The following is a 15,575-nucleotide window of genomic DNA, read 5'->3' on the forward strand; positions in this document are numbered from 1 at the left end:
CCCCGTCTGTCAGGGCCTGATCGGCAGGGCGCGTACTTCCTGCAGAGGGCGAAAGGCGTTTCGCCAGTCGACTGGCTCGCGGCCACCCGCATGGCACCATGGATGGTCTGGTGCAGATGAAACTCGGGCATCAGTGTTTGTATCCATCCGAACCGCTCGGTCGGCTGATCAACCGGTTTCCGGCTCGCTCGCCAGGAGTAGCGGCCGGGCCGGGCTCAAGGACAGCGATCTCCCAGGAGATGCCCACTACGAGCTGCCCGTCCGGATGCCAGGCCAGAGCGGAGATCGGCCAGGGGAAGCGCACCGGGGGCGCCATCTGCTTCCCGGTCCGTAGGTCCCACGTTCTGAGGGTTCGGTCCCAGCCTCCGGATACGGCCTGCCGCCCTCGGATCGCCACCGCTGTCACCGCGCCCGCGTGGCCCGCCAACGGCCGGTCCCGGCCGTCGCGCAGGTCCCAGAGCCGCAGGCCTCCGCCTCCGACGAGGGCGAGGTCGCCCTCTACCGCGATCGCGTGGACCACGCCGGTGGGCAGACTCCCCAGCCGCTCGCCGGTGCGCACGTCCCATAGCCGGGTCGTCCCGTCGGAGCCGCCGGTGAGGATCGTCCGGCCCGTGACGGCGACCGCGTCGATCGCGCAGGGAGACACCGCGCATCGTGACTCGCCGGTCCGCAGGTCCCAGATGCCGACCAGGCCGTCCTCCCCGCCGCTGACGGCGGTGGAGCCGGTGGCCGCCAGCGCGTGTACGGCACCGGCGTGGCCGGATAGGACCTGGATTTCCCCGGTTTCCATGCCCCACGTCCGGATCAAGCCGTCGTTCCCTCCGGCGGCGAGGACGATACACCGGCCATCGACCGTGGCGGTTGCCACCGTCGTGATCAAGGAGCCCTGGCTTGTGAACTTTCCGGAATGGCGCGTGCCATCGGCCAGATCTTTGACGTCGAACCAGCTGCCTTCCTCGTACGCGAAGACGACGACGGGCCGCCCGTAGGCGACGCCGAGCGCAACAGCCCCGACCCGGGGGTTGCCAGGGAGCGGCCTGCTCCGGCGGGTGCGCAGATCCCATACTTGTACGGCCCCGGAGGAGGCGCAGGTAACGGCCAGATGCCCCACCGTGGCGATGCCCCGGCCGGACTCGCCGAGCGGCTTGCCCCACTCCTCGCCCGTGCGTAGGTCCCACACCCGCCCCCGCCTTCCGGCGGCCCCGGCGACCGCGACGGAACGACCGTTCACCTCGGCGGTGGCCACAGCCGTGACCCGGCCGGGCACGGATCTCCCACGCTGTCTGCCGGTACGCAGGTCCCAGATCCGCAACGTGTCATCCTCACCGGAGGTAACGGCGACGGGGCGCCCGGCCACATGAGCGGTCGCCACCGCGCGCACCGGTCCGACGTGGCCGGTCAGCGGCTCGCCATACCGCTTCCCTGTGCGGAGGTCGAAGATCTGCACCGTTGCGTCGTCGCCGCAGGTGACGATTCGCTTACAGCCGTCCAGCCGTACCGTGGCCACTCCGTTGACCGCGGCACCGTGCCTGACCGTCCACGCCTTCCGCCCACCGCGGACCCACACCGTGTCGTAGCGCACAGCCAGGATGAGGAATCTCCCGACATCCTTGACCGTCGCCAGGGGCCAGGCCTGGTGAATGGCGTCAAACGTCCACGACTCGCCGGTGACCGGATTCCACGCCTCCAGGCGATCGTAGTAGGGCACGAGAACGATGTCGCCCATGAGTGCCACCGTCTCCACCGGGTACCGCCCGAGCCGCCTCTCGCACAGCGGCCGGGCCGTACGCAGATCCCAAGAACGCAGCACGCCGTTGTCGCTGCCAGTGATCGCGACGGGCATCCCGTCCACTATTCCCGCGGCCACGCTGTACACCCCACCCGTCTGGTTGTCCCAAGAGGGGCGTACCTGCTCGTTCCACTGCCTGCCGTCAGCCCAGGCGACCCGCCAGGCGTCGTGCTCCGACTCCAGGCGTGGCTCACCGGTCGCGCCGTAGCGGGCCGCGTGCACCTGCAGTAGCCACCTGCGAACATCGGGAACGGCCCGGGAGAACTCCTCTCCCGAGGCTAGGTAGGCCGTGCGGTAGCACTTGGCCCACTGGCCACCGACCTTGTCCAGCATCGGGAACAACCGATCGGGATCGGCATGGATCAAAGGGCGAGCACCGTTCCGCAGGAACGCATCCAGACGCCCGCCCCGAATCGCTCGCTCAAGCCTCTCCATACGGAGATTGGACAGGTCACGCGTGGCCGATCCGCCTCGCAGGCAATCGCTGATCCGCGCGGCGATGGCCGACCGGCTGTCTTCGGGTCTCACCATCTCTTCCCTTTGTCGTTACCGGCATCTGCAGGCTTGGCCTTGGTCGCGCCAGATACCAGAGCCCATGACGAGGTTAGGGACCGGTACTGGTAAACGGCTTGTGGATCACTCCAGCACCTCAAGAGGGGCCCGGTGGCAATGAAGAAAATTCCAACGAAGTAGCCTTTGGCCTGCGGTGCACCCGGACCCTATGGCTAAGGTCTCGATTCGCTTACGGTGTGGATCATGAGCGACGGCGACCCTCAGTTCGAATACGGCGTGGGCCGACGGCCGTTGTGGCCGGTGCGAGATCGGGACGCCGAGGTCATCGGTGATGAACGACCGGGGCTGTCACCCGGCGTGGTGGGCCCCTCGACGCGGTTTAGCCGACCAGTCCCGGCAGGACACCGGTGATTTCGGAGTCGAATGTTCGCAGCTGTCTGGTCCTGCCGGTGTGGACGTCCAGCGCGTACAGCGTTGGCGTGCCCGAGCCGGGGAATTCGGGTACGGCGAGCAGAGTCACCTCGGTGTCGCTCACCCAGCCGCCCAGGTGGGAGGGAATCAGCTCTTCCAGGATGCCCTGGACCGGCACCTCGGGGTTTTCGCGACCGCTGATGGCATCGATCGTGACGATCGTCCGAAGGCGCTCGGGCGTCGGTTTGGCATCGCGGCCCCGGGTCGAGCCGATTCTGGCCAGGGTGCGCCCGTCCGGGCCGAGGGCGCTGAAGCGGTAGGTGAAGTCCTTGATGGTGATCGGCTCGTTGCCCAGGACCCGGATCCGGGTGGTTCTGTCGTACGGCCTCACCAGCGTGATCGGGCTGCCGCCGTCGCCGACGCTCACCGGGAACCAGTCGCCGTTCAACGTGGTCGTCTTACCTTCCGCCATGTCGATCAGGACGCTGTACGGCTTGGATCTGCCGCCAAAGTTCGTATAGATCAGGTGCAGGCCGTTGGGAGACAGGCGTAGAAAGTTCTCACCGGCGAGCCCGTTCTTGGAGATCGTGAGCGGCGCCTTCCAGATTCGGCCGCTCCGCAGGTCGCGTACCTCGAAGGTCTGCTGCTTCTCGCTGTAGTAGGCGATCCGCCGGCCGTTCTGCGTGATCGCCACCGGGCCGAGCAGCACCTTCTTGTTCGTGTTCTCAAGGCCCAGGGCGGCGGTGAGCTCGTAGGTCACTCCGGAGGTGGTGACCACCCGCCATTGGCCGTCGGCACAGTCCGTATCGTCGATCGTGGGAGGCGGGCAGAAGTAGGTGTAGGCGCGGGCCAGCGGTCCGACGTCCTTCTTCGGCAACACGGGGGCGACCTCGGGGACAGGCGTCAGCACGATGGGTCTTTCGCCGTGTGGACCGCCGTTGACCACGGTGACCATACCGCCCGTCAGCACCGCCACGGCGGTGGCCACAGCCAGTGCCAGGGTGATGGCGCGCCTGTGCTTGGCACCCTTGAGGGCACGTTCGGCCAGATCGATCTGGGGGGCTTCGTTGGCGATCCGGTGTAGTTCGTCGCGGAGCAGGTTCATCGGTGCACCTCCGTCGGCACGTCGGCGAGCAGGTCGGCTAGTTCGGGGGCCAGGACGCGCAGGCGCGACAGAGCGTGGTGTGTCTGGCTCTTGACCGTGCCGAGCGAGCAGCCCATGAGCTGGGCGGTCTCGTGTTCGGTGCGATCCTCGAAGAAGCGCAGGACGAGCACTGCCCGCTGGCGCGGGGTCAGCCTGCCGAGTGCCTGACGCAGGGCCAGGCGGCGTACGGTCGACTCGTCGTGCGACCGGCCGTGTTCGGGCAGTGTGGCGCTCGGCAATTCAACGGTTTTCCGTCTGCGCCATGACAGGTGCTGATTGATCAGCGCCTTGCGGGTATAAGCCTCGACATTGCCGTTTCTGGCGATCCTGGGCCAGCGGAAGGCGACCCTGGTGAGGACCGTCTGTAACAGGTCTTCGGCAAGGTGGGCATCTCCAGTGAGCAGGTATGCGGTCCGCATCAGCGACTGCTGGCGGGCATACACGAATTCCTGGAACCCCTCGTAGCGGTCCATGCACTAAACAACTCCGCCGAGGGGTCGAGGGTTGGAAGCGAGCGCCGGAAAGTTCAGGAATCCACGGCGGGGTAGGTGCCGATCGAGTGTCCTGCCGGGTCGCGTCTCCGGCCGTCTCCGGCAAGGAAGGCCCGGTGTATTCCCCGGTCGGTGTGTCGTACGGCCCGGCTGAGGGCAGGTCGCTGGCCGGACGCCGCGCGGTTCGCGTACGTCAGGACTCCAGGTCGGTGCGTGTCCTTACGGCGAAACCGCCGGGAGGTAGGCGTAGGCCCTCCACTTCGTGTTCCTCGTCGCCGTGGTTGATGGCGAAGAGCCAGTCGCCGCGTCGGACGAGTTCCACGGGGGCGGGGGACAGGCCCAGCAGGCGGGCGTAGGCGGCGTCGGTCAGGCGGGTGGAGATGTAGAGGGCCGTGCCGGAGCCGTACGGGTGGCGGGTGATGGCGGGTTGGCCGGAGAGGGGGGTGCCCAGGGTGTACGGGCCGGTGTAGACGGCCAGGGCCTCGGCGCCCTCCAGGTGTACGTGCTCGCTCCAGAAGGTGCCGGTCTCCGCTTGGTCGAAGGTGCCGGCTCCGGGGCGGGACCGCGTGGGGGGTTCGGCCTGGTCGGGGATGCGCGCCGAGGTTCTGGCCTCGGTGGGTACGGGGTCGGCCGGGCGCAGGCCGGATCCGTTCGGGGGCGGGGCGGACAGGGTGAGGGTGACCTCGGGGGGCAGGGGATGGAACTCCTCGACTCTGATGCCGAGGAGGTCGCGGAGGGCGCCGGGGTAGCCGCCGAGGCGGACGCGGGCGTGCTCGTCGGCGACGCCGCTGAGGTAGGAGACCACCAGGGTGCCGCCGCCCGCGACGTAGCGGCGCAGGTTGTCGGCGTCGGCGTCACAGATGAGGTAGAGGCTCGGAACGAGGACGAGCGGGTACGCCGACAGGTCGGCGGAGGGGTGGACGAGGTCGGCGGTGACGCCGTGCCGGTAGAGCACCCGGTGCGCCTGGCGTACGGCCTCGGTGTAGTTCAGTTCGGTGGAGGGCAGGCCGGGGGCCTGGAGCGCCCAGTTCGCCTCGACGTCCCAGAGGATCGCGGCCCCGGCCTCGACGGGGGCCGCGCAGGCGTCCTCCAGGGTGGGCAGCAGCGCGCCCAGGTCGCAGATCTCGCGGAAGATCCGGGAGTCCGGTCCGGCGTGCGGCACCATGCCCGCGTGCCAGAGTTCGGCGCCGCCCCGGGAGGCCCGCCACTGGAAGAACATCGCCCCCCGCGAGCCCCGCGCGATGTGCGACAGGCTCAGCCTGGTGATCTCACCGGGCCGCTTGGCGAGCATCCGGGGGCCGGTGTAGGTGACCACCGCCTGCTCCATCAGCAGCCAGGGCTTCCCGGTGGCCGGGCGATGTGCCAGGTCGTCGGCCGAGTCGTGCGTCGGACCGGCTGAGCTGTGCGCTGGATGCGAGGCCGGGTCGTCGGCCGAGCTGTGTGTCGGACCGGCTGAGCCGTGCGCCGGGTCGGTGGCTGAGTCATGCGTCGGACCGGTCGAACCGTGTGCCGGAGTCGAGGCCCAGCCGCGGGCCAGGTCGGCGGCGAAGGCGGTCTCTGCGGGTGGGTCGGCGGAGGGGTAGTGGTCGATGGCCACCAGGTCGACCTCGGCCGCCCAGTGCCGTTGGTTCACCGGGACCCAGTCGCCGAGGACGAAGTTCGTGGTGATCGGGACGTCCGGGGTGAGCTCGCGCAGCACCGCCTTCTGCTCGCGGAAGTGGTCGAGCATCGCGTCGGAGACGAACCGCCGGAAGTCCAGGACCTGGGCGGGGTTGGGCAGGTACTGGGTGGCGCGGGGCGGGGTGATCTGCTCCCAGGCGGAGTAGTGCTGGCTCCAGAACGAGGTGGTCCAGGCGTCGTTCAGCGCCTCCAGGGTGCCGTGCCGTGCCCGCAGCCAGATCCTGAAGGCGGCGGCGGCGTGGTCGCAGTGGCAGGTGGTGCCGTACTCGTTGTGCACGTGCCACATGGCCAGCGCCGGGTGGTCGCGGTAGCGCTCGGCGAGCGTACGGGCGATCCCGGCGCAGGCGGCGCGGTAGGCGGGGGAGTGCACGCAGTAGGTGTCGCGGCTGCCGTGGGTGAGCCGGGTGCCGCCGGGGGTGACGGTGCGGGCGTCGGGGTGGGCGAGGCCGAACCAGGGGGGCGGTGAGGCGGTCGGGGTGGCCAGGTTGACCCCGATCCCGCCGGTGTGCAGCAGGTCGAGGACGCGGTCGAGCCAGCCGAAGTCGTGCACGCCGGGTGCGGGCTCCAGCCGTGCCCAGGAGAACACCCCGACGCTGACCAGGTTGACCCCGGCCCGCCGCATCAGCTCGACGTCCTCCTTCCAGACCTCCTCCGGCCACTGCTCGGGGTTGTAGTCCCCGCCGTAACACAGCCCGCCGAACCCTCGGGGCCAGTCCACCGGCCACCCCCTTATTTGGATGGAATCTAAACTAATTATCCACAGGTGGGGAGCCTGACTCAAGCCGTGGTCGTGGGCCGCCGATGGGCGCGAGCCGTATGCCTCCCTGCCGGGCTTCTGCGGACCGTCGGTAGGTCGAGTCCGTTTCACGCTCGATCCTCGCGAGCCGTGCGGCTCCGTGGGCCGTCGGTGGGTCGGGCCCGTTCTGGGGGGCCTCCGGGTCACCTCGGCGTCGGCCGTTTCGAGGGCGCCCCTCCCGGACGGGGCCGGGCAGGTGGAGGCATTGACGTTTGTTGGTTTGGACGCAAAACTAATTCCGCTACAGGATGCCGAGAGCTGGAGTTCCCATGCCTTACCGTCCCCCGCTGGTCGCGCACGAGTACTTCGTCGCCGATCCGCCGGAGCTGCCCGTCCGGTCGCACGGCGAGGAGGGCCTGTCTGCGCTGATCTCGGCGGAACCGGTCGCCTCGGACGCGGCCGGGGTGATCCTGAAGGCGGTGACCTCCGCCGAGGAGACGCTCCTGGTCCAGGTGAGCGTGGCGGGCGAGGGGGTGATCCGGGTCCGGCTCGGGCAGGACGCGGACGCGCGGACCCGGTCGGCCGCCGCGATCTCCATGGTCACGCCGGGAGAGTTCGCCGGGGCGCGGGTGGAGAGCCTGGACGGGACGATCCTGCTGGACGCGGGCTCGCTCCGTGCGGAGATCACCCTGGCGCCCTGGCACCTGAGGTTCACCGACGCGAGCGGGGCGCCGCTGCTGGAACAGGACCGGGGGCACACCGACATCAGTGGCCGGTTGCGCACGCTGCCGTTCGGCCGCTCCAGCTCGAACGGTGCGGTGGTCGGCTACCACGAGAGCTTCGCCGCCCCCGCCGACGAGGCGTTCAGCGGGTTCGGCGAGTCGTTCACCCGGCTCGACAAGCGCGGCCAGCGGCCGGTCATGTGGAACTTCGACGCGTTCGGCGCCGAGTCGCAGCGGGCGTACAAGAACGTTCCGTTCTACCTGTCCAGCAGGGGCTACGGCGTGCTGGTGGACAGCGGGACGCCGGTCGAGTTCGACGTCTGCCAGACCACGCACAGCTGCGTGCAGATCGTGGTCCCGGACGACCTGATCGACTACTACGTGATCGCCGGGCCCACCCCTTCCGAGGTGCTCGGCCGGTTCGACCTGCTGACCTGCGCGCCGCTGCTCCCGCCGAAGTGGGCGTTCGGCACCTGGATCTCCTCGGGGTTCTTCGTCGACACCCAGGAGCGGGTGATGGCCAGGGCGCGGACGATCCGCGAGCGCGGCATCCCGTGCGACGTGCTCCACCTGGACACCTACTGGCAGACCGACGGGCACTGGTCCGACCTGCGCTGGGACGCAGGCGGCTTCCCCGACCCGACCGGCATGCTGGCCGAGCTGGACGCGATGGGGTTCAAGGTCTGCCTGTGGATGAACCCGTACATCTCCCACCTCAGCCCGGCCTTCCCGGAAGCGGCTGAGAACGGATATTTCCTGAAAAAGCCTGATGGCGAGGTCTACGTGGCCGACTGCTGGCACGGCTCCTACCCGGCCTGCGGCATCGTCGACTTCACCAACCCGGCCGCCACCGAGTGGTTCCAGGGACTGCTCCGCCCGCTGCTCGAACAGGGCGTCCAGGTCTTCAAGACCGACTTCGCCGAGGGGGTGCCGCACGACGCGGTCGCGGCCAACGGGATGTCGGGCACCGATCTGCACAACGTCTACACGCTGCTCTTCAACGACGCCGTCTCCGAGGTGACCCGTGAGATCGCCGGGCACGGCATGGTCTGGGCGCGCTCGTCGTTCCTCGGCGGCCAGCGGCACTCGGCGCAGTGGAGCGGCGACACCTTCACCAGCTACCCGGCGATGGGCAGCACGCTCCGTGGCGGGCTGGCGCACGGCCTGTCCGGCATCCCGTTCTGGAGTCACGACGCGGGCGGGTTCACCGGCCGCCCCACCGACGACCTGTACGTCAGGTGGACCCAGTTCGGCGCGTTCTCCCCGCTGCTGCGCCTGCACGGCACCACCAGCCGGGAGCCGTGGGAGTTCCCCGAGGTGGAGGCGGAGGCGGTCGAGGCGCTGCGGCTGCGCTACCGGCTGATGCCGTACATCTACACGGCGGCCGTCGAGGCCGCCGCGACCGGGGCACCGATGATGCGGGCGCTCTGCGTCGACTATCCCGATGACCCGGTGGCCTGGCAGGCGGACCTGGAGTACCTCCTCGGCCGCGACCTGCTGGTGGCGCCGATGACCTCACCCGAGCAGGTCAGGAAGGTCTACCTGCCGGCCGGGCGGTGGGTGGACCACTGGACCGGCGAGGTGCTGGCCGGCGGCAGGTACGTCACGGTCGCCACGCCGCTGGACCGCATCCCGCTGTTCGTCAGGTACGGCGCGATCATCCCCGTCCTCGCCGAGCCCGGCGTCGCCGTCGGGGACGGGCCGTTCGGGGAGATCACCCTGGTCGCCTACGGCGTGGGCGAGAGCAGCACCACGATCTCCGACCACGACGGGGACACCACGATCACCGCGATCCCCGAGGGCGAGGGCCTGCGGGTGACCGTCTCGGGGAGCGCGCGGATCGCGGGCGTCGAGCTGGTGGGGGCCAGTGTCCCGATCGTCATCACCACCATCTAGGAGAAGACCATGTTCAACCTGAGAGTCGGTGTCGCCACGGTGGCGGCGCTCGCGGCGCTCGCCGCCTGCGGCGGCACCGAGCAGGCGGCGGACAAGCCCGCCGCGGACGGCCCCCGCGTCCTGAAGCTCTGGCACTACGAGGGCGCCGACAGCGCGATGGGCAAGGCGTGGGCCGAGGCCGTCAAGCAGTTCGAGGCGACCCACCCGAACGTGACGGTCAAGTTCGAGGAGAAGGCGTTCGAGCAGATCCGCCAGTCCGCGGGCATGATCCTCAACTCGGACGAGGCCCCCGACGTCATGGAGTACAACAAGGGCAACGCCACGGCGGGGCTGCTCTCCAAGCAGGGGCTGCTCACCGACCTCACCCCCGAGGTGACCAAGCGGGGCTGGGACAAGCTGCTCAGCCCCTCGATCCAGACCACCGCCAGGTACGACGAGCGCGGCGTGATGGGCGCGGGCAAGTGGTACGGCGTCCCGAACTACGCCGAGTACGTGATGGTCTATTACAACAAGGACGCGTTCAAGAAGGCGGGCGTCGAGGTGCCCACCACCTACGAGGAGTTCACCGCCGCCCTCGACACGTTCGTCAAGGCGGGGACCACCCCCATCGCGGTCGGTGGCGCCGAGTATCCGGCACAGCAGATCTTCTACCAGCTCGCGCTGAGCAAGGCGCAGCGCTCCTGGGTGGACGCCTTCCAGCTCTACAAGGGCAAGGTCGACTTCAAGGGGCCGGAGTTCAAGTACGCGGCCGACACCTTCGCCGACTGGGTCAAGAAGGGCTACGTCGACAAAGACTCCGCCGCCATCAAGGCCGAGGACATGGGCGTCTCCTTCATCGGCGGCAAGTACCCGATCCTGGTCTCCGGCAGCTGGTGGTACGGCCGCTTCGTCAGCGACGTCAAGGACTTCGAGTGGGGCTCGTTCCTCTGGCCGGGCAACACGATGAGCGCCGGGTCCAGTGGCAACGTCTGGGTCGTCCCGGAGAACGCCAAGAACAAGGACCTCGCCTACGACTTCATCGACATCACCATGAAGAAGGACATCCAGAACCTGCTCGGCAACTCCGGCGGCATCCCGGTGGCCGCCGACACGGCCGCGATCACCGATGAGAAGAGCAAGGAGCTGATCGAGAACTTCAACAAGCTCTCGGCCTCCGACGGGCTGGCCTTCTACCCCGACTGGCCGGCGCCCGGCTACTACGACGTGCTGGTGGCGGGCGTGCAGAACCTCATCAACGGCACCAAGACCCCCGACGCGGTGCTGGACGAGATCGCCGCTCCGTACGACGAGAACCTCGCCGACATCGGTAACTGACCCCTCCCGCGGCCCGCGCCGTGACGATCACGGTGTCACGGCGCGGGGCGTACGCACAGAACAGAGAAAGGAGACCTCCGATGCCGAGGTCTCGTGACCGCGGGTACTGGGTGTTCCTGCTGCCGAGCGCCGTGCTCTTCACCGCGGTCATCGTCGTGCCGTTCCTGATGAACGTCGGCATCGGCTTCACCCGCTGGCAGGGGATCGGCGACCCGAGGTGGATCGGGCTGGAGAACTACACCCGGCTCCTCGCCGACGAGCGGTTCTGGTCCTCCTTCCGCAACAACGTCGCGCTCATCGTGGCGATGGCGATCGTCCCGACGCTCATCGGCCTCGTCCTGGCCGCCACGCTCTTCGACTACGTGGGCAAGAAGGTCGGCCCCCGCGCGGCCAGCGTGCTGCGGGCCGCGTACTACCTGCCGCAGGTGCTGCCGGTCGCGGTGGCCGGAATCGTCTGGGGCTGGATCATGCACCCCAGGTTCGGGGCGCTCAACGAGCTGCTCGGGCTGCTGGGGATGGAGCCGAGGAACTGGCTGGGGGACCCGGGCTGGGCGCTGCCGAGCGTCATGGTGATCATGGTCTGGTTCCAGATCGGCTACCCGGTGGTCATCTTCATGTCCGGGCTGCAGCGGGTCGACCCCGCGCTGTACGAGGCCGCCGAGATGGACGGCGCCTCGTGGTGGCGGCGGTTCTGGCACATCACGATCCCGCAGATCCGGCCGGAGATCTACGTGGTCCTGCTGACCTGCACGATCGCCGCGCTCAAGGTCTTCGGGCCGATCTTCGTGCTGACCAGGGGCGGCCCCGGCGGTGCCACGCTCGTGCCCTCCTACTTCAGCTACCAGAACTTCTTCGAGAAGGCCAACGTCGGCTACGGCGCGGCGATCGCCACCGTGCTCACCCTGGTGATCATCGCGGTGACGGTCTTCTTCCTGCGGGTTCAGGACAGGGAATCATGATCCGGAAGTACTCGGTCCTGGTCTCGCTGGTCGTGCTGGCCGTCGTGATGCTGGTGCCGTTCGTCATCGTCACGCTCAACGCGGTCAAGTCACCGGCCGACTACTCCTCGGGCGGGCCGCTGAGCCTGCCGAGCGAGCTGTACCTCGACGGGATCGTCGACTTCTGGAACCGGGTCGACTTCGGCGGCAAGCTCTGGAACAGCCTGCTGATCAGCGGCTCGGTGGCCGTGCTCGCGACGGTCCTGTCGGTGCTCAACGCCTACGCGCTCGGCATCGGCAGGGTGCGCGGGCGGGTGTGGATCCTGGTCGTCTTCCTGGTGGCCAACACGCTGCCGCAGGAGGCGCTGGTCTACCCGCTGTACTACCTGGCCAAGCAGGCCGGTCTCTACGACACCAGGCTCGGGGTGATCATCATCTTCACGGTGATCCAGAGCGCCTTCGGGACCTACCTGCTCTCCTCGGTGCTCGGCCGCTTCCCGCACGAGATCCTGGAGGCGGCGGCCCTGGACGGGGCGGGCAAGTGGCGGGCCCTGTGGCGGATCGTCGTGCCGATCAGCAGGCCCACGCTGAGCGTGCTGCTCATCTTCTTCTTCATCTGGACCTGGAACGAGTTCTTCCTGCCCCTGGTCTTCCTCATCTCCAACGAGAACCAGACGGTTCCGGTCGCCCTCGGGGTGCTGCAGGGGGACAAGATGATGGACGCCACGATGTCCAGCGCCTCGGCGCTGCTCGGCATCCTGCCCGCGGTCGCCTTCTTCCTCATCTTCCAGCGGACCCTGACCCGCGGCGTGACCGTGGGCGCCGTCAAATGAGCCGTCAAACGAACTCTCCGCCGAGTCCCGACGGGGCTACCGACGCCGTACGCCGCTCGGGGGCGGACGGCGTCCCCAGACCCGCAGTTCTTCGACTCCCCCTGACCTGGAGGCGAGATGTCCTTATCGACCAAGGCAGCGACCAGGGCCGCCGCGGCCGTGGCCGCGACGGCCCTGACCCTGGGGTTGTGCGCGGCCCCGGCCCGCGCGGCCTACGAGTACCCCTTCCGTGATCCCTCGCTCCCGCTGAGCCAGCGCGTCGACGACCTGCTCGGCCGGCTCACCCAGGCCGAGAAGATCTCCTGGCTCCACCAGTACCAGCCCGCGGTGGACCGCCTGGGCATCGGGCTGTTCAAGACCGGCACCGAGGCGCTGCACGGCGTCGCCTGGTCCACCGACATCGACAACGGCGGCAGCGTGGTGACCGCCGAGGGGACCGTGTTCCCACAGGCCGTCGGCCTGGCCAGCACCTGGAATCCCGACCTGATCAAGAAGGTCGGCGCCGCCGTCGGCGACGAGGCCAGGGGATACCACGCGGAGAACCCCCGGCTGTGGGGCCTGCAGCTCTGGGCGCCGGTGGTCAACCTGCTCCGCGACCCCCGCTGGGGCCGCAACGAGGAGGGCTACTCCGAGGACCCGCTGCTCACCGGCGCGATCTCCACCGCGTACGGCTCGGGCATCCAGGGCGACGACCCGGACCACCTGCGGGCGGCCCCGGTGCTCAAGCACTTCCTGGCCAACAACAACGAGGTCCGCCGCGACACGACCTCCTCCAGCCTGCGCCCGCGCGTCCTCAACGAGTACGACGTCCCGGCGTTCAAGACCGCGCTGCAGGCGGGCGCGGCCACCGGCGTGATGACCGCCTACAACCTGATCAACGGGCGGCCCGCCACGGTCACCGACCTCAACTCCACGGTCAGGACCTGGACCGACAGGCCGCTGTTCAACGTCTCCGACGCCGGCGGGCCCAACAACCTCACCGGCTCCCAGGGTTACTTCGCCACCCAGGCCGAGGCCGCCGCCGCCATGCTCAAGGCGGGCGTGGAGAGCTTCACGGTGAACGACACCAACGCCGCCCCGACGGTGGCCGCGGTCAACGAGGCGCTGACGCGAGGGCTGCTGACCCAGGCCGACATCGACACCGCGGTACGCAACATCCTCGGCATCCGGTTCCGGCTCGGCGAGTTCGACCCGGACGGCGGGCCGTACGGGAAGATCACCAAGGACGTGGTCGACAGCCCCGCGCACCGCGCGCTGGCCCGGCGGACCGCGGCCGAGGCGGCGGTGCTGCTGAAGAACTCCGGGAAGACCCTGCCGCTCAGCCCCGCCAAGAAGGTCGCGGTGGTCGGCCCGCTGGCCGACACCCTCTACACCGACTGGTACTCCGGCAGGCTGCCCTACAAGGTCACCCCGCTCGCCGGGATCAGGGCGCGGTCCGCCGCCGCCGTCACCAGCGAGGGCGTCGACCGGATCGCGCTGAAGTCCGGCGGCAGGTACCTCACCGCGGGCACTGGGGCCGGTGCCGACCTGAAGCTCTCGGCGACCACCGCGGGCGCGACCGAGCAGTTCGACGTCTTCGACTGGGGCCAGGGGATCGTCACCCTGCGCAGCGTCGCCAACGGCAAGTACGTCAGCCGGGCGAACTGGTCCACCCTGGTCAACAACCAGGAGCAGCCCACCGGCTGGTTCGTCCAGGAGCAGTTCAAGCTGGAGGCGCAGGCCGACGGCACGACGCTGCTGCGCTACGCCGGCTACGAGACCGCCTACGACTGGTTCGGCCCGAACAAGTACGTCAAGGCGGCGGCCGACGGCACGCTCAGCCTGACCACAGCCGAGGACGCCACCCGCTTCGAGAAGGAGACCGTGCGCAGCGGGATCGCCGAGGCGGTCGCGGCGGCGAAGGGGGCCGACGCGGCGGTGGTCGTGGTCGGCAGCATGCCGTTCATCAACGGCCGTGAGGACCACGACCGGACCGACCTCGGTCTCGCCGAGGGACAGCGGGCGCTGGTGGAGGCGGTGCACGCCGCCAACCCGAACACCGTGGTCGTGCTGGAGAACAGCTACCCGACCACGATCGACCGGCTGCAGGAGAAGGTCCCGGCGATCCTGTGGACCACGCACGCCGGAGCCGAGACCGGCAACGCGCTGGCCGACCTGCTGTACGGCGACGCCAACCCGGCCGGCCGCCTCACCCAGACCTGGCCCAGGGCCGGTGCCACCCTGCCGGACATCCTCGACTACGACATCGTCAAGACCGGTGCGACCTACCTGTACTCCAAGGCCAAGCCGCTGTACGCCTTCGGCCACGGCCTGAGCTACACCACGTTCGGCTACCAGGGCCTCAAGGCCACCGCCAGGAGCGGTGGGTACGAGGTGAGCGTCAAGGTGACCAACACCGGCTCGCGCGCGGGCGACGAGGTGGTTCAGCTCTACACCCACCAGCACGCCTCCCGGGTGGAGCAGCCGGTCAAGCAGCTGCGCGGCTTCCAGCGGGTGCGGCTGGCCCCGGGGGAGTCGAAGACGGTGAAGTTCTCGCTCAAGACCGCGGACCTGGCCCTGTGGGACGTGACCAGGGGTCGCTTCGCGGTGGAGCCGTCCACCCACGACGTCATGGTCGGCTCGTCCTCGGACGCCATCCGGCAGCGCGTGACCGTACGGGTGGACGGCGAGCGGATCGGTCCCCGCGATCTCACCCAGCCCACCCGCGCCGCCGACTTCGACGACTACGCGGGGGTCGAGCTGGTCGACGAGACCAAGGTCCGCGGTGACGCGGTCGGCGCCTCGGCGGGCGAGTGGATCGCCTTCAAGGACGTGGACCTCCGGGCCGGGGCCACCGGCGTGCGGCTCGGGGTCGCGGCGGGCGCCGCCTCCTCGGTCGAGATCCGGCTCGGCTCCCCGACCGGCAGGCTCGCCGGGACCGTGCCGGTGGCCGCCACCGGCGGGATCTACTCCTGGGCCACGGCCGCTGCCCCCGTCACCGGCGTACGGGGTAAGCAGGACGTCTACCTGGTCTTCAGGGGCGCCCTGCGGGTGAAGGACGTGACCTTCACCCGCTGACCCGGCTCCGGCCCCGGCTACGGCCCGCTCCCCGGGGGGGGGGGGGGGGGG

9 protein-coding genes are annotated in these 15,575 nt (G+C 69.5%); 5 read left to right on the forward strand and 4 right to left on the reverse strand.

The annotated features are described in order from the left end of the window. Positions 1-130: 130 nt before the first annotated feature. From ABZU75_RS18780 to ABZU75_RS18795, 4 genes are all read right to left on the reverse strand, one after another. Positions 131-2,122, reverse strand: a complete 1,992-nt coding sequence (locus ABZU75_RS18780; RefSeq protein ID WP_355555535.1) for a WD40 repeat domain-containing protein — start codon at positions 2,120-2,122, stop codon at positions 131-133. A gap of 559 nt (positions 2,123-2,681) precedes the next feature. Further along, positions 2,682-3,818 carry a hypothetical protein gene (locus ABZU75_RS18785; RefSeq protein WP_355555537.1) on the reverse strand — a complete coding sequence of 379 codons (1,137 nt, stop codon included), beginning with the start codon at positions 3,816-3,818 and terminating at the stop codon, positions 2,682-2,684. Next, positions 3,815-4,330 carry a SigE family RNA polymerase sigma factor gene (locus tag ABZU75_RS18790; RefSeq protein WP_355555539.1) on the reverse strand — a complete coding sequence of 172 codons (516 nt, stop codon included), beginning with the start codon at positions 4,328-4,330 and terminating at the stop codon, positions 3,815-3,817. Before ABZU75_RS18790 ends, ABZU75_RS18785 begins: the two co-directional genes overlap by 4 nt. Positions 4,331-4,541: 211 nt before the next feature. Continuing rightward, entirely contained in the window at positions 4,542-6,746 is a 2,205-nt protein-coding gene (locus tag ABZU75_RS18795; protein ID WP_355555541.1) for a beta-galactosidase, read from the reverse strand. A gap of 347 nt (positions 6,747-7,093) precedes the next feature. Between ABZU75_RS18795 and ABZU75_RS18800 the strand changes: the two genes are divergently transcribed. The 5 genes from ABZU75_RS18800 to ABZU75_RS18820 all read left to right on the forward strand — a co-directional run bounded on the left by ABZU75_RS18800 (position 7,094) and on the right by ABZU75_RS18820 (position 15,524). Beyond that, positions 7,094-9,382 carry a TIM-barrel domain-containing protein gene (locus tag ABZU75_RS18800; protein ID WP_355555543.1) on the forward strand — a complete coding sequence of 763 codons (2,289 nt, stop codon included), beginning with the start codon at positions 7,094-7,096 and terminating at the stop codon, positions 9,380-9,382. A gap of 9 nt (positions 9,383-9,391) precedes the next feature. Continuing rightward, the gene (locus ABZU75_RS18805; RefSeq protein WP_355555545.1) at positions 9,392-10,696 is read left to right on the forward strand and encodes an extracellular solute-binding protein; all 1,305 of its coding nucleotides are present in this window, start codon (positions 9,392-9,394) and stop codon (positions 10,694-10,696) included. 80 nt (positions 10,697-10,776) lie between these two features. Further along, positions 10,777-11,655, forward strand: a complete 879-nt coding sequence (locus ABZU75_RS18810) for a sugar ABC transporter permease (protein ID WP_350911771.1) — start codon at positions 10,777-10,779, stop codon at positions 11,653-11,655. Then, complete coding sequence (locus ABZU75_RS18815) at positions 11,652-12,467, forward strand: carbohydrate ABC transporter permease (protein WP_355555547.1); 816 nt, start codon at positions 11,652-11,654, stop codon at positions 12,465-12,467. The genes ABZU75_RS18810 and ABZU75_RS18815 overlap by 4 nt, the downstream gene beginning before the upstream one ends. Before the next feature lie 117 nt (positions 12,468-12,584). After that, positions 12,585-15,524, forward strand: coding sequence for a glycoside hydrolase family 3 C-terminal domain-containing protein (locus ABZU75_RS18820; RefSeq protein ID WP_355555549.1), 2,940 nt, complete (start codon positions 12,585-12,587; stop codon positions 15,522-15,524). The last annotated feature ends 51 nt before the right edge of the window (positions 15,525-15,575 follow it).

The sequence above is a fragment of the Streptosporangium sp. NPDC005286 genome, assembly GCF_040607515.1.
Taxonomy (GTDB): Bacteria; Actinomycetota; Actinomycetes; order Streptosporangiales; family Streptosporangiaceae; genus Streptosporangium.